12 protein-coding genes and 1 pseudogene are annotated in these 17033 nt (G+C 71.7%); 5 read left to right on the top strand and 8 right to left on the bottom strand.

Annotated features, from left to right (window positions below; all coding sequences use genetic code 11):
• Window positions 1-77: 77 nt before the first annotated feature.
• Window positions 78-641, top strand: coding sequence for an NAD(P)H-dependent oxidoreductase (locus OG900_16520; GenBank protein ID WUH91553.1), 564 nt, complete (start codon window positions 78-80; stop codon window positions 639-641).
• A 104-nt stretch (window positions 642-745) separates the two neighbouring features.
• Here the strand turns inward: OG900_16520 and OG900_16525 are convergent, their stop codons facing one another.
• The 5 genes from OG900_16525 to OG900_16545 all read right to left on the bottom strand — a co-directional run bounded on the left by OG900_16525 (window position 746) and on the right by OG900_16545 (window position 6752).
• On the bottom strand, window positions 746-1909 hold the full coding sequence (locus OG900_16525) for a lytic polysaccharide monooxygenase (GenBank protein ID WUH91554.1): 1164 nt from the start codon (window positions 1907-1909) through the stop codon (window positions 746-748).
• A gap of 243 nt (window positions 1910-2152) precedes the next feature.
• Complete coding sequence (locus tag OG900_16530; protein WUH91555.1) at window positions 2153-3106, bottom strand: ABC transporter permease; 954 nt, start codon at window positions 3104-3106, stop codon at window positions 2153-2155.
• Window positions 3093-4067 (bottom strand): ABC transporter ATP-binding protein, encoded by a 975-nt coding sequence (locus OG900_16535; GenBank protein ID WUH91556.1) that lies wholly within the window; start codon window positions 4065-4067, stop codon window positions 3093-3095. The genes OG900_16530 and OG900_16535 overlap by 14 nt, the downstream gene beginning before the upstream one ends.
• A 127-nt stretch (window positions 4068-4194) precedes the next feature.
• A complete protein-coding gene (locus tag OG900_16540; GenBank protein ID WUH91557.1) occupies window positions 4195-5427 on the bottom strand; it encodes a DUF2092 domain-containing protein in 1233 nt (410 codons plus the stop codon).
• Between the two features lie 302 nt (window positions 5428-5729).
• On the bottom strand, window positions 5730-6752 hold the full coding sequence (locus tag OG900_16545) for a polyprenyl synthetase family protein (protein WUH91558.1): 1023 nt from the start codon (window positions 6750-6752) through the stop codon (window positions 5730-5732).
• Between the two features lie 493 nt (window positions 6753-7245).
• Between OG900_16545 and egtA the strand changes: the two genes are divergently transcribed.
• The 4 genes and pseudogenes from egtA to egtD all read left to right on the top strand — a co-directional run bounded on the left by egtA (window position 7246) and on the right by egtD (window position 11801).
• Window positions 7246-8514, top strand: coding sequence for an ergothioneine biosynthesis glutamate--cysteine ligase EgtA (egtA, locus tag OG900_16550; GenBank protein WUH91559.1), 1269 nt, complete (start codon window positions 7246-7248; stop codon window positions 8512-8514).
• Window positions 8515-8664: 150 nt separating this feature from the next.
• Window positions 8665-9984, top strand: coding sequence for an ergothioneine biosynthesis protein EgtB (gene egtB, locus OG900_16555; protein ID WUH95793.1), 1320 nt, complete (start codon window positions 8665-8667; stop codon window positions 9982-9984).
• Window positions 9984-10724, top strand: a pseudogene (egtC, locus tag OG900_16560) (ergothioneine biosynthesis protein EgtC). The gene egtB and the pseudogene egtC overlap by 1 nt, the downstream one beginning before the upstream one ends.
• Window positions 10725-10823: 99 nt before the next feature.
• Window positions 10824-11801, top strand: coding sequence for an L-histidine N(alpha)-methyltransferase (gene egtD / locus OG900_16565; GenBank protein ID WUH95794.1), 978 nt, complete (start codon window positions 10824-10826; stop codon window positions 11799-11801).
• Between the two features lie 75 nt (window positions 11802-11876).
• On the opposite strand, the gene nuoN is transcribed toward egtD, so the two are convergent.
• The 3 genes from nuoN to nuoL are packed head-to-tail and all read right to left on the bottom strand — an operon-like array spanning window position 11877 to window position 17032.
• Window positions 11877-13523: an NADH-quinone oxidoreductase subunit NuoN gene (gene nuoN, locus OG900_16570; GenBank protein WUH91560.1), complete on the bottom strand. Its 1647-nt coding sequence runs from the start codon at window positions 13521-13523 to the stop codon at window positions 11877-11879.
• Window positions 13520-15124, bottom strand: a complete 1605-nt coding sequence (locus OG900_16575; GenBank protein WUH91561.1) for an NADH-quinone oxidoreductase subunit M — start codon at window positions 15122-15124, stop codon at window positions 13520-13522. The genes nuoN and OG900_16575 overlap by 4 nt, the downstream gene beginning before the upstream one ends.
• 3 nt (window positions 15125-15127) lie before the next feature.
• A complete protein-coding gene (nuoL, locus tag OG900_16580) occupies window positions 15128-17032 on the bottom strand; it encodes an NADH-quinone oxidoreductase subunit L (protein WUH91562.1) in 1905 nt (634 codons plus the stop codon).
• Window position 17033 lies beyond the last annotated feature (1 nt).

The raw sequence follows: 17033 nt of genomic DNA on the forward strand, positions 1-17033 counted from the left end.
GGCACCCGGGGTGTGACCCCCGGGGTGTGAGGGGAATCGCTTTGACAGTACATTCATTGCGTGCGCAATATATGCACATGCATGACTTCTCGGGGCGACGGTTCCTCTTCCTCCTCGGCAGCACCCGCGCGGGCGGCAACACCGAGGCGCTGGCACAGCAGGCGGCGGCGCAGCTGCCGTCCGAGGTGGAGCAGCACTGGGTGCGGCTCGCGGAGATGCGGCTGCCCGCCTTCACCGACGTACGCCACGACGGCGACGGCTCGTACCCCCAGCCCAGCGGCCACGCCAGGACACTGCTGGACGCCACGCTCGACGCGACCGACCTGGTCATCGCGTCCCCGCTGTACTGGTACTCCCTCTCCACGCCCGCCAAGCACTACCTCGACAACTGGTCGGGCTGGATGCGCGTCCCCGGCCTCGACTTCCGCGCCCGCATGGCCGGCCGCACCCTGTGGGGCGTCACAGCCCTCTCGGGCGCCGACCACTCCGACGCCGACCCGTTGATCGGCACCCTCGCCAAGACCGCCCGCTACATGCGGATGGACTTCCGCGGCGTCCTGCTGGGCAGCGCGAACCGTCCGGGCCAGGTCGTCGCCGACGAGGACGCGGCGCTGCGCGCGAAGACCTTCTTCACCCCGTGATCCTCACCCCGTGAGGCGCCCCGCGGGCACGCGCCCGCCCCGTACGGCCGCTGGGCCGTACGGGGCGGGCGACTGCTTCCGGCGGTGGCCGTGCCTACCGCACGTCAGGAGAACGTGCAGGTGATGGAGCCGTTGGGCAGGTTGATGCCGGTCGTGGTGTTGGCGGTGAAGCCGAACGTGGTCGTGCCGTCCGGCGGGATCGTGCCGTTGTAGTTGGCGTTGACGGCCTTGGCATTACCGCCGCTGGTGGTCAGGACGCCGTTCCACAGACTGTTGATCGTCGTACCGTCGCCCAGCTTCCAGTTCACCGTCCAATGGCTCGACGGTGAGGTGCCGTGGTTCATGACCTCGACCGAGGCCTGGAAGCCGCCGCTCCAGGTGGTGGTCACCGAATACAGCGCCATGCAGGCGCCGTCGACGGGCGGCATGGACGTCGGCGGCGTGGAGGTCGGCGGCGTGGACGTCGGGGGGGTGGACGTCGGCGGCGTGGAGGTCGGCGGCGTGGAGGTCGGCGGCGTGGACGTCGGGGGGGTGGAGGTCGGCGGCGTGGTGGAGCCGTTGTGGATGCCGGTGACCTCGCCGTGGCCGCCGTCGAAGGCGACGTCGGAGCAGGAGAAGAAGTTCTCGTTGCTGTCCGAGCGGACCCACTGGATGAAGATCAGGGCATTGCCCGTACGACCGGCGGGAAGCGCCTGGTCCCAGTAGTAGTGCCCGCCGTCCGTGCCGGGCGAGCCCACCACCGGCGGGTTGGTGCTGGTCCCGATCGACTCCAGGTCGGCCCAGGCCAGCGGGGTGGTCGGGGACCAGCCCTGCTTGGTCACATAGATGTGGAAGGTGCCCGGGTGCTGGGCCCAGTTGCTGTACTGCAGCTGGATCGTCGACCCCGACGTCAGGTGGGTGCGGGGCCAGTCGGAGCGGGCCGCGCTGTAGGACGAGAAGTCGTACGGCGACTTGTTGCCCGCGCTGCACAGCGTCCCGTCGGGCACGTAGCCCGACGTGCGGCCCCCCGCGTTGGAGTCGAGCACCGCGAACCAGTTGTAGAGCGGCGTCGTCCCGCTCTGCGCGACCGCCGCGGCACACGCCGGGTTGGTCGGCACGAGCGCGCCCGAGGACGTCTTGGCGTCCTGGTAGCACAGATACGTCCGCGACCCGGGCGCCATGGCGACACCGTGGGCCTGCGCGGAGCCCTGGGTGATCAGGACGATGCCGAACGCCGAGAGCAGCGTGGCGAGGACGGCGATTAAGGAGAGCTGTCTGTTCCTCTTCAAGGTGGTGACCTTTCCGGCAACGTCCCCGAGGCCGTGGGTCCACCGCAGCCGGGTCCTCAGGGGCGGAGTGGGGGGAGTGGGGGGAGAAATGTCGTGGGCGCGCTTCACTACTCATGGGAGCGCTCCCATTCGTGAAGCTAACAGCAGATCAGGGACGTGTAAACAGCCCGGTCGCCTTGACCTGCCCTCGCTCTTCGCTGCCGCACGCCAGCGCGGGCCCGTCGGCCGGCCGGCCCGGCCTCCTTACGCCGTCACGTCGCGAGTGGTGAAGCGGGCCCAGGCGGCGGAGCCGAAGACGGCGGCGTAGAGGAGCTGGAGGGCGAGGTTCTTCAGGATGCCGCTCCATATGACGGGGGCGCGCATCACGTCGGCGAAGCTCAGCCAGTAGTGGGGGAAGAGGTAGGGCTGCACGGCGTGGAGCTGGGGGATGTTGTTGATGATCTGGATGGTGATCAGCAGGCCGACCGTGGCGGCCATCGCGCCGATACCGCTGTCGGTGAGGGTGGAGATGAACAGGCCCAGCGCGCCCAGGCCGATGAGGGAGGACGCGACCAGGAGGGCGATCAACAGGCCGCGCAGGATGCCGTCGGAGAGAGGGACGCTGTTGCCGGAGAGCAGGGTGACGTCGCCGACCGGGAAGAGGCTGAAGCCGACGACGACCGCCGAGAGCACCACGACGAGGGTGGCGGCGACGCAGAAGGTCAGCACCGCGGCGTATTTGGCGAGCAGCAGGCGGGTGCGGCCGGCCGGGGCGACCAGCAGATAGCGGAGGGTGCCGGTGCTGGCCTCGCCCGCGACGGAGTCCCCGGCCACCACGCCGATGGCCATCGGGAGGAAGAAGGGCAGGGTCGCGGCGAGAGAGGCGAAGGCGAGGAAGAGGCCGTTGTTGCTGATCTGTTCGAGGAAGGCCGGGCCGCCGCCGTCACTGCCGCCGACCGAGCTGCCGTCGCGGGTCTCGATCCTGACCGCGATGCCGACCAGCACCGGCACGCCGGCCAGCACGCCGAGCAGGGCCAGGGTGCGGGCGCGGCGGAAGACGATCAGCAGCTCGGAGCCGAACAGGCCGAGCGACCACACCGCTCGGGGCGCCCGGGACGCCGGTGGTGCGGGGGCGCGATCCCGGTCCGGCTCCCCCGACTGCTGCCCGGGGTCGCCGTCGTGCAGGCCGGGGCCCGCGGTGGTCTCAGCCCGCGACATCGAAACCCTCCCCTGTCAGAGCCACGAACGCGTCCTCCAGCGACGCCCGCCGCACCCCGAAGCCGCGCACCCGCACCCCGGCGGCGACCAGGGCGGCGTTCAGCTCCGCCAGGTCGGGCGGCTCGGCGGGCAGCTCACCGGTGACCTGGTCTGTGTGCGGGTCGGTGACCAGGTCGGTGACGCCGTGGGCGGCCAGCACCCGGACGGTCTCGGCCGGGTCGGGGGTGGTGACCGCGAGGCGGCCGCGGGTGCCCGCGGACAGCTCGGTGACCGGCCCCTGGGTGATCAGTCGGCCGCGGGCCATCACCGCGGCATGCGTGCAGACCTGCTCGATCTCGTCCAGCAGGTGCGAGGACAGGAAGACGGTGGTGCCGTCGTCGGCCAGCTCCCTGACCAGGGTTCTGATCTCCCGCATGCCCTGCGGGTCCAGGCCGTTGGTCGGCTCGTCCAGCACCAGCAGCTCGCGCGGCTGGAGCAGCGCGGACGCCAGCCCGAGCCGCTGCTTCATGCCGAGTGAATACGCCTTCGCCTTCTTCCCCGCCGCCGCGGTCAGCCCGACCCGGTCGAGCGCCGAACCCACCCTGGCCTTCCTGGTCCGCGGGTCGGCCGTCGGGTCTGCGGCGTCGTAGCGGACCAGATTGTCGTGGCCGGACAGGAATCCGTAGAGCGCGGGGCCCTCGATGAGGGCGCCGACCTTGGGCAGCACGCTGCGGGAGGAGCGCGGCATGGGGCGGCCGAGGACGCGGGCGCTGCCCGCGGTCGGCTCGATCAGGCCCATCAGCATCCGGATCGTGGTCGTCTTGCCCGAGCCGTTGGGCCCGAGGAAGCCGAACACGCTGCCGCGCGGCACCTGGAGGTCGAGGCCGTCCACGGCGAGCGTGCCCCGATACTGCTTGGCCAGCCCGCGGGTCTCGATCACCACGTCGGACGCCGGGCCGTGCGCGGCGGGCGGCTGGTCCATCGCACTCCTTGGTCGGCTTCGTCAGCGGGCGGGGCGGGCAAGCGGGACGGGCGGGGACGGCGGCATGTGCGCCCGGCGGGCCGCCCGCCGGGCGACGTGGCCCCGCCCGGCGGCGGGGCCACCGGTGTCAGCGCGCGGCGCTGCTCGCGGCCGCGGTCAGCGCGGACTCGTCGACCGCACCGGCATATATCGTGCCGTCCTGCGTCAGCAGCACATTGACCAGCCGGGTGTGGAGGAGCGTGCCCGTGCCGAAGGAACCGCTGACCTGCTTGCCGAAGCCGCCGAGCATCCCCGCGGCCCCTCCCCTGCCGTTCTTCTCCGCACCCGACGGCAGCGCGCCCTTGCTGTGGAAGACCGCGACGGTGTCCCAGCCGGACCCGACGGAGCTGCCCGCGCCGAGGCCGGACAACGCGGCGGGCGACGCGCCCTTGCGGGCGGTCTCCTTGGCCTCGGTCACCTTGGCGCCCTTGGGCGGGGTGAAGGTGAAGGTGCTCGCGGCGGGCTTGTCGAAGCTGACCTTGGTGTAGCCGATCTCGACGGCCGCCTTGCCCTTGCCCTTGGGCTGGAGCGTGAACTTCAGCGGCACCCCGGTCTTGGAGTCGACCGCGATCCTGATCGACTCGACCGTCGTGGCCGACGCGTGCTGCGGGCGGATCAGCAGTTCGTACGCACTGCGCCCGGCGACCTTCGCGGTGCCGTCCGCGGTGATCGAGGCGGTGCCGTCGGCCGCCTTGAGGATCTGCCGGGCGGCGGCCTGCGGGGTCGCGGGGAAGTCCTCGGGGCGCGGCTGCTGCCGCGCGCCCGCCTTCCCGGACAGGCTCTCCCGGGCGGGCAGTGCGGCGTGATACGCCTCGTTGGACGCGCTGTCATACGCCCACACCTGCGAGCCGTCGTGGATCACGCTGTATTCGGCGGCGGGCTCGATGATCGAGACCTTCTGCCGGTCCTGGCCGTCGGCGGCGACATGCAGGGTGTGGCTGCCGACGAGCAACTGGGGGAGCTGCCGCTGCGGGTCGGCCCGCGAGCCGTCGCGCGAGCCGAACGACGGCGGCGCCACGGCTCCGCCGAACAGGCTGCTCCCGCTGCCCCCGGTCAGGACGGACGGCAGGCCCAGGTCGGTGGTGATCTTGACCGTGCCGTCCACGGTCTGGGTGTCGGAGGCGGCGATCTTGGTGATGATCTGCTCGGCGGTGAGGGACGGCAGGGACGGGTCGCCGCTGTCCGCGAGCGCGGGGACCAGTCCGATGGTCGCCGCGGTCACGCCCACGACCGCCGCCGGGACGGCATAGCGCAGGGCCTTGCGCCGCCGCCCTCCTTCGGGGTCGCGCGCCTCCGGCTGTGCCGGTTGGATCAGTGCCATTGCGTCTCTACCTCCGTCGTCAGCGGCGGGTTCGCTGTACTGCACTCGTCCACTCCCCGGGCCATTGTCGCCCGGTCCGCCCCGAAGTGGTGTGTATCCATCTCACCAAATCGGCCCCTCCGACACATCAGCCCCCGGGGCCAACTCCGTGTACACCCGCGGGATGACGCTCCCGCGCCCCCGTACACGATCCGGAGTACCCACCCTGACGCCATCTCAGGGTCGGCCGAAAGCCGGGCGGCAAGCGGGCGGCAGGCGAGCGGCAGGCGGTCGACAGCCGGGCGGCAGCCGGCAGGCGGTGCTCAGCCCGCCCGGTGCACCACGGCGTCGCACAGCCCGGCCAGCGCCTGCTTGGCGGGCCCCTCGGGCAGCGGCGCCAGCGCGGTCCGCGCCTCCTCGGCGTAGCGCAGCGAGTCGCGGCGGGCCTGGTCGAGCGCCGGGTGGGCCCGCAGCAGGCCGAGCGCCTCGGCGTGCAGCCGGTCGTCGGTGAGGTCACCGTCGAGCAGTTCGATGAGCCGCCGGTCGTCGGCCGAGACGGCGCCGCCGGCCTGCGCGTACTGCTTGCGCACATGCAGCACCGGCAGCGTCGGGATGCCCTCGCGCAGGTCGGTGCCCGGGGTCTTGCCCGACTCGTGGCTGTCGCTGGCGATGTCGAGGACGTCGTCGGCGAGCTGGAAGGCGATGCCGATGCGCTCGCCGTACTGGGTCAGGGTGTGCACCACCGACTCCCCCGCGCCCGACATCATCGCGCCGAACCGCCCGGACACCGCCATCAGGGAGCTGGTCTTGCCGGCCAGCACCTCCAGGTAGTGGTCCAGCGGGTCGCGGCCGTCGCGCGGGCCGACCGTCTCCAGGATCTGCCCGGTGACCAGCCGCTCGAAGGACTCGGCCTGCACCCGGACCGCCTCGGGTCCGAGGTCGGCCAGGATGTGCGAGGCGCGGGAGAAGAGGAAGTCGCCGGTCAGGACCGCGACCGAGTTGTCCCAGCGGGTGTTCGCGCTGGGCACGCCGCGGCGGGCGTCGGCCTCGTCCATGACGTCGTCGTGGTAGAGCGTGGCCAGGTGGGTGAGCTCCACGACCACCGCGGACGGCACCACGCCGGGCGCGAACGGGTCGCCGAACTGGGCGCCGAGCATGACCAGGAGTGGCCGGAAGCGCTTACCGCCGGCCTGCAGCAGGTGCCTGGCGGCGTCCGTGATGAAGGGGACGTCACTCTTGGTGGCCTCGAGCAGGCCCTCTTCCACCGCCGCGAGTCCGGCGCCGATGTCGGCGTCCAGAGCGGGGTCCCACACGCTCAGCCCGAAGGGTGGCCCGACGACGTTCACGAGGGGTGCTCCTGTCGCTGATCTGGCTTCTGGCGGGGTTTCTGGGATGGCGCTTCGCGGGCGGCTCCGCTGGCGCTGACGTGGTGCTCGGCTCGTATTCCGTACACGGGCAGCGTAGCCGGTCGGCTGTGGATCACCGCCGGGGCATCGCCCTATGCCGAGCCGCGGGCGGACGGCGCCCGGCGCGGCGGGCGAGGTCGCACCGGACGGCGTAGCCGGCGCCGTACGGGAGGCCGTGCCCCGTGAGTCCGCGTATGATCCTGATCGCGGTGTTTCAGGGTGTTATGACCAACCCGTCAGGTGGACACCGGGTGCCGTTCGCCCGACCCGCGGACGTCACCGATACGTAAGACCGTCCGGCCGCACAGCCAACTAAAATCGCCGCAGCAACATGTGACATGTCCTCGCATCGGGGTAGACCCCAACGGGAAAAAAGTCCCGGAGGGAATCAATCGCCGACGGAAATCGATGAGATCGATGAGGAGGTGGATCGATGACAGCCGACCTGCTTGAGGACGAGGCAGAGGCGCATGTGCGCGGTGTCTGTTTCAAGACCGGGCCGCCGGCCCGGACCGGGGTGGAGCTGGAGTGGTTGGTGCATGACCGCTCGGATCCCCGCACACTGATAAGCGCCGACCGGCTGGACGCGGCACTCGCGCCGGTCGAAGTGCCCGGGGCGATGCCCCGGGGCAGCAGAATCACCCGCGAACCGGGTGGCCAGGTGGAGCTGAGCTCCCCGCCCGCCGGTTCGCTCACCGAATGCGTCGAGGCGATGGCCGCCGACCTGGCCGCCCTGCGCGTGGCGATGGACCGGGCGGACCTGGTCCTGACCGGCCTCGGCCTCGACCCCTACAGAACCCCGCCCAGGGTGCTCGACCACCCCCGCTATGCGGCGATGGAGGGCTTCTTCGACCGCGAGGGCCCCTGGGGCCGCACGATGATGCGCCGCACGGCGTCGCTGCAGATCAACCTGGACAGCGGTGACGACTCCGCGGGGATCACCGGATACCGGCAGCGCTGGGAGCTGGCGCACCGGATCGGCCCGGTCCTTGTGGCGGCGTTCGCGAATTCCCCGCTCCGCGACGGGCGCCCCACCGGCTGGGTCTCCACCCGGCAGGCGACCTGGGCCTCGATGGACCCGGGCCGTACGCGGCAGCCCGACCACGACCCCGATCCGCGCTCCGCGTGGGCGCGCTACGCGCTGGACGCGCGGGTGCTGTGCATACGCGGCGACGAAGCCGCACCGGCCGGCGGCGGGGACGCCGACTGGACCGCACCCCCCGGCCTGACCTTCCGCGGCTGGCTGCGCGGCGCGGCGCCGGGGCTGCGCCGCCCGACGGCCGCCGACCTCGACTACCACCTCAGTACGCTCTTTCCCCCGGTCAGACCACGCGGCTGGCTGGAACTGCGGATGACCGACGCCCAGGACGGCGACGCCTGGGTCGTACCGACCGCGCTCACGGCGACCCTGCTGGACGACCCGGTCGCCGCCGATGCCGCACTCGCGGCGACGGAAGCGCTCTGCCTGGACGGGCAGCCGCTTCCCTCCGACGACGTCTGGCGGCGAGCCGCCCGGATCGGCCCGGCCGACCCGGACCTCGGCAAGGCCGTCCGTGCCTGCTTCACCGCCGTGGAGAGCGCACTGGCGCGCTCGGACAGTCCCGCGGCACTGCGAGCGGCGGTCGCCGCCTTCGCCGAGCGCTACGCCGAGCGTGGCCGATGTCCCGCACACGACCAGTTGGACGCGCTGTCCCGCGTCTGACCTTCCGGAAGGTATGTCGTGACAAACCCCCGCACCACCAGTACCAGCAGTACGGCCCGGACCGCGGCCACTTCCGCCACCGGGGCCACTTCTGCCGCTTCAGCCCCGCAGGCCCCGGCGCAGACCCCGTCCGTCCGGGCGCTCGCCGCCCTGGAGGCCGCCAGGCGGCGTACGGAACTGCTCACCGACAGCGTCGACGAGCACGACCTCGCCGCGCAGCACTCCCCCCTGATGTCCCCGCTGGTGTGGGACCTGGCCCATATCGGCAACCAGGAGGAGCTGTGGCTGGTCCGCGAGGCCGGGGGGCGCCCCGGGCTGCGCCCCGACCTCGACCACGTCTACGACGCGTTCCGCACGCCGCGCGCCGACCGCCCCGCCCTGCCGCTGCTCGGCCCGGCCGAGGCCCGCGCCTACCTCGCGGCGGTGCGCGAGCAGACCGCCGAGGTGCTCGAAACCGTCGACACCGGCCCCGACCAGCCCGAGCGCCTGCTCGCGGACGCCTTCGTCTTCGGCATGCTCGCCCAGCACGAGCAGCAGCACGACGAGACGATGCTCGCCACCCACCAGCTCCGCGTCGGGCCGCCGGTCCTCGACGCGCCCGTGCCGCCGCCGGCGCCCGCCGACGCGGCACTCCTGCCGCGCGAGGTGCACATACCCGGCGGCGCTTTCACCATGGGCACCAGCACCGAGCCCTGGGCACTGGACAACGAACTGCCCGCGCACAGCGTCGAGGTGCCCGGATTCTGGCTGGACACCGTGCCGGTCACCAACGGCGCCTACGCCGAATTCATCGCCGCGGGCGGCTACGACGACCCGGCCTGGTGGACGCCGGAGGGCTGGCGGCACGTCCAGGAGGCGGGCCTGGTCGCGCCGCTGTTCTGGGACCGGGACGGCGAGGGCTGGACCCGCCGCCGCTTCGGCCGCACCGAGCCCGTACCGGCGGACGAGCCGGTGCTGCACGTGTGCTGGTACGAGGCCGACGCCTACGCCCGCTGGGCGGGCCGCAGGCTGCCCACGGAGGCCGAGTGGGAGAAGGCGGCCAGGCACGACCCGGCCACCGGCCGCTCCCGCCGCTACCCCTGGGGCGACGCGGACCCGCGGCCCGAGCACGCCAACCTCGGCCAGCGCCACCTGCAGCCCGCCCCCGCCGGCAGTTACCCGGCGGGCGCCGCACCCAGCGGCGCCCGGCAGCTCATCGGCGACGTGTGGGAATGGACCGCGTCCGACTTCGCCCCCTACCCCGGCTTCGCCGCCTTCCCCTACAAGGAGTATTCCGACGTCTTCTTCGGCCCCGACTACAAGGTGCTGCGCGGCGGCGCCTTCGGGGTCTCCCCGGTGGCCGCCCGCGGCACCTTCCGCAACTGGGACTACCCGATCCGCCGGCAGATCTTCGCGGGCTTCCGCACCGCGCGCGACGAGGAGGCCCCCCTCCGCACCCAGGACCCGGTGCATGGCGGCGGGCGCGGCTGATGTGCCGTCATCTCGCCTACGTAGGGCCGCCGGTCACGCTCGACCGGCTGCTCGTCAGACCCGCGCACGGCCTGTACGAGCAGTCGTGGCAGCCGCGGCGGCAGCGCCACGGCACGGTGAATGCCGACGGTTTCGGCGTCGGCTGGTATCCGCTCGGCAATGGTGACGGGACGCCCGGTGCGGACGGCGACGACGCCGGCTTCCCGCAGCCGGTGCGCTACCGGCGGGCCGTGCCCGTATGGGCGGACGCCAACTTCGCCGAGCTGGCCCCGGCGATACGCAGCGGCGCGGTCCTCGCCGCGGTGCGGTCGGCGACCGCCGGGACCACGCAGGACGAGTCGGCCGCCGCGCCCTTCAAGGACGGCCGCTGGCTCTTCAGCCACAACGGCGCCGTCCGGGACTGGACGCGGCTGCCCACCGGCCTGACCGAGGCCGAGCTGCTCGGACTTGAGGCCCGCAGCGACTCGGCGGCGCTGTGGGCGATGCTCACCGCGCTGCTGCGCCAGGGCCAGCCGCCGGGCATCGCACTGGCGTCGGTGGTACGCCGGGTCGCCGCGGCCCGGCCGGACGCGCGGCTCAACCTGCTGCTCACCGACGGCCGCACGATCGCCGCCACGGCCTGGGGCGACACCCTGTGGTACCGCACGGGCCCCGGCGCGGCCCTGGTGGCCTCGGAGCCCGACGAGGAGCCTGCCGCGCCGCACACGGCCGGCCAGGGGCCGGGGCTGGGCGAATGGCGGGAAGTCCCCGACCGCTCGCTGCTGCTGGCCACCACCGCAGGAGTACGGATCATCCCGCTGCGCCCCCCGGGGGCCGCCGAACGCAAGGAGCGACACCGCATGGCCGAGAGCCGCTTCACCCTCGACGACCGGCTGCCCGCCGGCTACTTCACCGACTCGCTGCACGACGACGTCCGCAAGGGCCTGGCCGAGCCGCCCCGCACGCTGCCGCCGAAGTGGTTCTACGACAAGCGCGGCAGCGACCTCTTCGAGGAGATCACCCGGCTGCCCGAGTATTACCCGACCCGGGCCGAGCAGGAGATCCTGACCCGCCGCGCGCCCGAGATCGCCGCGATCACCCGGGCGAGCACCCTGATCGAGCTGGGCTCCGGCTCGTCCCGCAAGACCCGGCTGCTGCTCGACGCGCTCACCGCCGGCGGCAGCCTCGTACGCTACGCGCCCCTCGATGTGAGCGGCGCGGCGCTGGCGGAGGCGGGCGAGGCGATCTGCCGCGACTACCCCGGCCTCACCGTCACCGCGACCGTCGCCGACTTCGAGGACGGGCTGCCGCTCTCGGACGAGCCGGGGCCGCGGCTGCTGGCCTTCCTCGGCAGCACGATCGGCAACTTCGACCCCGGCCAGCGCCGCGCCTTCTACCGCACCCTGGCGCTCTCGCTGAGCAGCGACGACGTGCTGCTGCTCGGCGCCGACCTGGTCAAGGACCCGGACGTCCTGGTCCGCGCCTACGACGACGCGCAGGGCGTCACCGCCGAATTCGACAAGAACGTCCTGTACGTGCTCAACCGCGAGCTGGGCGCCGACTTCGACCCCGAGGCCTTCGACCACGTCGCCGTGTGGAATGCCGAGGAGGAGCGCATCGAGATGCGGCTGCGCTCCCGTATGGCGCAGACCGTCAAGATCCCCGAACTCGACCTGCACCTGGACCTCGCGGAAGGCGAGGACCTGCGCACCGAGCTGTCCTGCAAATTCCGCCGCGAGTCGCTGACGGCGGAGCTGCACGAGGGCGGCTTCACCCTCCGCCAGTGGTGGACGGACCCGGGCGAGCGATTCGCCCTGCTGCTGGCGGTGCCCAACTAGGACACGGCTGCCGCCCTACGACAGCTGACCCCCGGCGCACTGCGGGCGCCGGGGGTCAGCATCGTCCGGGAGGGGCTAGCGGACGAAGACGCCCGCCTTGTCGGCGAGGTCGAGGAAGTACTGGGGCGCCAGGCCCAGGACCAGGGTGACGGCGACGCCGACCGCGATGGCCGTGGAGGTCATCACGGAGGGCACCGCGACGGTCGGGCCGTCGGCCTTCGGCTCGCTGAAGAACATCAGCACGATCACCCGGATGTAGAAGAACGCGGCGATCGCCGACGAGATCACGCCGATGATCACCAGCGGCATCGCACCGCCGGCCGCGGCGGCCTTGAAGACGGCGAACTTCCCGGCGAAGCCCGAGGTGAGCGGGATGCCCGCGAAGGCCAGCAGGAAGACCGCGAAGACCGCGGCGACCAGCGGGGAGCGCCGGCCGAGACCGGCCCAGCGGGAGAGGTGGGTGGCCTCGCCGCCGGCGTCGCGGACCAGGGTGACGACGGCGAAGGCGCCGAGGGTCACGAAGGAGTAGGCCGCCAGGTAGAAGAGGACCGACGAGATGCCGTCCGGGGTGGTGGCGATCACGCCGGCGAGGATGAAGCCGGCGTGCGCGATCGACGAGTAGGCCAGCAGCCTTTTGACGTCGGTCTGGGTGACCGCGATGATCGCGCCGGCCAGCATCGTGATGATCGCGACGCCCCACATGACGGGCCGCCAGTCCCACCGCATGCCCGGCAGGACGACATAGAGCAGCCGCAGCAGCGCGCCGAAGGCGGCGACCTTGGTGGCGGACGCCATGAAGCCGGTGACCGGGGTGGGGGCGCCCTGGTAGACGTCGGGCGTCCACATGTGGAAGGGCACCGCGCCGACCTTGAAGAGCAGGCCCATCGTGACCATGGCGAGGCCGATGAGCAGCAGCGCGTCATTGCCGGTGGTGGAGGCCAGCGCCGGGTTCATCGGGGCGGTGCCGTCGATGACCGCGGAGATGCCGGAGTACGAGACGGTGCCCGCGTAGCCGTACATCAGCGCGATGCCGAACAGCAGGAAGGCCGAGGAGAAGGCGCCGAGCAGGAAGTACTTGACGGCGGCTTCCTGGGACATCAGGCGGTTGCGGCGGGCCAGCGCGCACAGGATGTACAGCGGCAGCGAGAAGACCTCAAGGGCGACGAAGAGCGTCAGCAGGTCGTTGGCGGCCGGGAAGACGAGCATGCCGCCGACGGCGAACATCAGCAGCGGGAAGACCTCGGTGCTGGTGAAGCCGGCCTTGACGGCGGCCTTCTCCTGCTCGCTGCCGGGCACGGCGGAGCCCTGCGCGGCGAAGGAGTCGACCTGGTTGCCGTGCACGCGGGGGTCGAGCCGGCGCTCGGCGAAGGTGAAGATCGCGACGAAGCCGACCAGCAGGATGGTGCCCTGCAGGAAGAGCGCGGGCCCGTCCACCGCGACCGCCCCCATGGCCGCGATGTGCGCCTTGGTGGTGCCGTAGCCCTTGTCGGCGAGCGCGACGATCGCGGCGAAGGCCGCCGCGAGGCCGACCGCGGCCAGGCCGACCTGGGCGGTGTAGCGGGACCTGCGGGGCAGGAACGCCTCGACCAGGACGCCGAGCGCCGCGGCCGCGAAGACGATCAGGACCGGGGACAGCTGGGCGTACTCGATGTGCGGGGTCGGGAACTTGTCGGCGACTGGCGCCGCCGTTGTCCACAGGCTGTGGACGGAGGATGCGCTCACTTCTTCGCCTCCAGCGCGGGCTTGGGGTCGGTCTTGTGCACGTCGGAGAGCGTGTGGTGCACCGACGGGTTGACGATGTCGGTGACCGGCTTGGGGTAGACGCCCAGGAAGAGCAGCAGGGCGATCAGCGGGGTGACCACCACCAGCTCACGGACCTTCAGGTCGGACATGCCCTCGATGCCGGCCTTGACCGGGCCGGTCATCGTGCGCTGGTAGAGCACCAGCACGTAGAGCGCGGCCAGCACGATGCCCAGCGTCGCGATGATGCCGAGCACCGGGTAGCGGCTGAAGGTGCCGACCAGGACCAGGAATTCGCTGACGAAGGGCGCGAGCCCCGGTAGCGACAGGGTGGCCAGGCCGCCGATCAGGAAGGTGCCGGCCAGCACCGGGGCGACCTTCTGCACACCGCCGAAGTCGGCGATGAGCCGCGAGCCGCGCCGGGTGATCAGGAAGCCGGCGACCAGCAGCAGTGCCGCGGTCGAGATGCCGTGGTTGACCATGTAGAGCGTGGCGCCGGACTGGCCCTGGCTGGTCATCGCGAAGATGCCCAGGATGATGAAGCCGAAGTGCGACACGGACGCGTACGCGATCAGCCGCTTGATGTCGCGCTGGCCGACCGCGAGCAGGGCGCCGTAGATGATGCTGATCAGCGCGAGCACCAGGATCACCGGGGTCGCCCACTTGGACGCCTCGGGGAAGAGCTGGAGGCAGTAGCGCAGCATCGCGAAGGTGCCGACCTTGTCGACCACCGCGGTGATCAGGACGGCGACCGGGGCGGTCGACTCGCCCATCGCGTTGGGCAGCCAGGTGTGCAGCGGCCACAGCGGGGCCTTCACCGCGAAGGCGAAGAAGAAGCCGAGGAAGAGCCAGCGCTCGGTGGACGTCTCGATGTGCAGCTTGCCGGACGCCCGCGCCGAGAGGATCTCCTGGAGCGAGAAGGTGCCTGTGCCCAACTGGTGGGCGGTCACGGTGTAGAGGCCGATGACCGCGGCCAGCATGATCAGGCCGCCGGCGAGGTTGTAGAGCAGGAACTTCACGGCCGCGTACGACCGCTGGCGTGCCGCCTCCTCCTCGCCCGCCGCGTGGGCGCGGTCGCCGAAGCCGCCGATGAGGAAGTACACCGGGATGAGCATGGCTTCGAAGAAGATGTAGAACAGGAAGACGTCGGTGGCCTCGAAGGACAGCACCACCATCGCCTCGACCAGCAGGATCAGCGCGAAGAAGCCCTGCGTCGGCCGCCAGCGCCGGTTGGGGTTGGCGTCCTCCAGCGGGTCGGCGTCGTGCCAGCCGGCGAGCATCACGAACGGGATCAGCAGCGCGGTCAGCGCGATCATGACGACCGCGATGCCGTCCACGCCCAGCTCGTAGCGCAGCCCGAAGTCCTTGATCCAGGCGTGCGACTCGGTCAGCTGGTAGCGGTCGCCGTCAGGGTCGAACCTGACCAGGGTGACGGCGGCGAGCACCAGTGTCGCGAGCGAGAAGAGCAGCGCCGTGTATTTGGCGGCGGTGCGCCGCGCGGCCGGGACCGCCGCGGTGACGACCGCTCCCACGGCGGGCACCGCGGCGGTGACGGTGAGGAGGGGAAACGAAGACATGGTCATGAGCTAGACCGCCCTCATGAGAAGAGTCGCGGCGACCAGCACCGCGGTGCCGCCGAGCATCGAGACGGCGTACGAGCGCACGTAGCCGTTCTGCAGCTTGCGGAGCCGGCCGGACAGGCCGCCCACGGAGGCGGCGGTGCCGTTGACGACGCCGTCGACCAGGGAGTGGTCGAGGTAGACGAGCGAGCGGGTGAGGTGTTCACCGCCGCGGACCAGGACGACGTGGTTGAAGTCGTCCTGGAGCAGGTCGCGCCGGGCCGCCCGGGTGAGGAGCGAGCCGCGCGGGGCGAGGCTGGGGACGGACTTGCGGCCGTACATCAGCCAGGCGATGCCGACGCCGACGACCAGCACCACCATGGTGGCGGCGGTGACCGTGCCCGCGCTGACCGGCGAGTCGCCCTCGGTGTGCCCGGTGACCGGCTCCAGCCAGTGCACGAAGCGCGAGTTGAGGCTGAAGAAGGCGCCGGCGAAGACCGAGCCGAAGGCCAGGATGATCATCGGGATGGTCATCGAGGACGGCGACTCGTGCGGGTGCGGCTCGTGGCCCTCCGCGTCCGGCACCCAGCGCTTCTCGCCGAAGAAGGTCATCAGCATCACGCGGGTCATGTAGAAGGCGGTGATCGCCGCGCCCAGCAGGCCCGCGCCGCCCAGGATCCAGCCCTCGGTGCCGCCCTTGGCGAAGGCGGCCTCGATGATCTTGTCCTTGGAGAAGAAGCCGGACAGGCCGGGGAAGCCGATGATCGCCAGGTAGCCGAGGCCGAAGGTGACGAAGGTGATCGGCATGTACTTGCGCAGGCCGCCGTAGCGGCGCATGTCCACCTCGTCGTTCATGCCGTGCATGACCGAGCCGGCGCCGAGGAAGAGCCCGGCCTTGAAGAAGCCGTGCGTCACCAGGTGCATGATCGCGAAGACGTAGCCGATCGGGCCGAGCCCGGCCGCCATGATCATGTAGCCGATCTGCGACATCGTCGAGCCGGCCAGCGCCTTCTTGATGTCGTCCTTCGCGCAACCGACGATCGCACCGAAGAGCAGCGTGACCGCGCCGACGGTGACCACCGCGGTCTGCGCGTCGGGCGCCGCGTCGAAGATGGCCCCCGAGCGGGTGATCAGGTAGACGCCCGCGGTCACCATGGTCGCCGCGTGGATGAGGGCCGAGACCGGGGTCGGGCCCTCCATCGCGTCGCCGAGCCAGGACTGCAGCGGCACCTGCGCCGACTTGCCGCACGCGGCGAGCAGCAGCATGAAGCCGATACCGGTGATGGTGGCGTGCTGCGTGGTGGACGCCTGCTGCGCCTGCGGCAGGACCTGGTTGAAGGCGAAGGACCCGAAGGTGGTGAACATCAGCATGATCGCCACCGACAGGCCGATGTCGCCGACCCGGTTGACGATGAAGGCCTTCTTCGCCGCGGTCGCCGCGCTGGGCTTGTGCTGCCAGAAGCCGATCAGCAGGTACGACGCCAGGCCGACACCCTCCCAGCCGGCGTACAGCAGGAAGTAGTTGTCGGCCACGACCAGCAGCAGCATCGCCGCGAGGAAGAGGTTGAGGTAGCCGAAGAAGCGGCGGCGACGCTCGTCGTGCGCCATGTAGCCGATCGAGTAGATGTGGATCAGCGTGCCCACACCGGTGATCAGCAGCACGAACGTCATCGACAGCTGGTCCAGCTGGAAGCCGACGTCGGCCTGGAAGCCGTCGACGGGCACCCAGGTGAACAGGTGCGAGGTCAGGGTCCGCGCGTCGGCGTCCTTGCCCAGCATGTCGGCGAAGAGGACCGCGCCGAACACGAAGGACAGCAGCGCGAGCAGCGTGCCGATCCAGTGGCCGACGCGGTCGAGCCGCTTGCCGCCGGTCAGCAGGACGCCGGCGCCGAGCAGCGGCGCGGCGACGAGCAGTCCGATCAGGGTTTCCACT

Source organism: Streptomyces sp. NBC_00433 (assembly GCA_036015235.1).
In the GTDB taxonomy this organism is placed as follows: domain Bacteria; phylum Actinomycetota; class Actinomycetes; order Streptomycetales; family Streptomycetaceae; genus Actinacidiphila.

Bases quoted from the DNA above. Each gene is read 5' to 3' on its own strand.
- egtD (WUH95794.1), top strand. From the start codon at position 10,824: ATGGCCGAGAGCCGCTTCACCCTCGACGACCGGCTGCCCGCCGGCTAC.
- OG900_16540 (WUH91557.1), bottom strand. From the start codon at position 5,427: ATGGCACTGATCCAACCGGCACAGCCGGAGGCGCGCGACCCCGAAGGA.
- OG900_16535 (WUH91556.1), bottom strand. From the start codon at position 4,067: ATGGACCAGCCGCCCGCCGCGCACGGCCCGGCGTCCGACGTGGTGATC.
- OG900_16530 (WUH91555.1), bottom strand. From the start codon at position 3,106: ATGTCGCGGGCTGAGACCACCGCGGGCCCCGGCCTGCACGACGGCGAC.
- egtA (WUH91559.1), top strand. From the start codon at position 7,246: ATGACAGCCGACCTGCTTGAGGACGAGGCAGAGGCGCATGTGCGCGGT.
- OG900_16575 (WUH91561.1), bottom strand. From the start codon at position 15,124: ATGACCATGTCTTCGTTTCCCCTCCTCACCGTCACCGCCGCGGTGCCC.
- OG900_16520 (WUH91553.1), top strand. From the start codon at position 78: ATGCATGACTTCTCGGGGCGACGGTTCCTCTTCCTCCTCGGCAGCACC.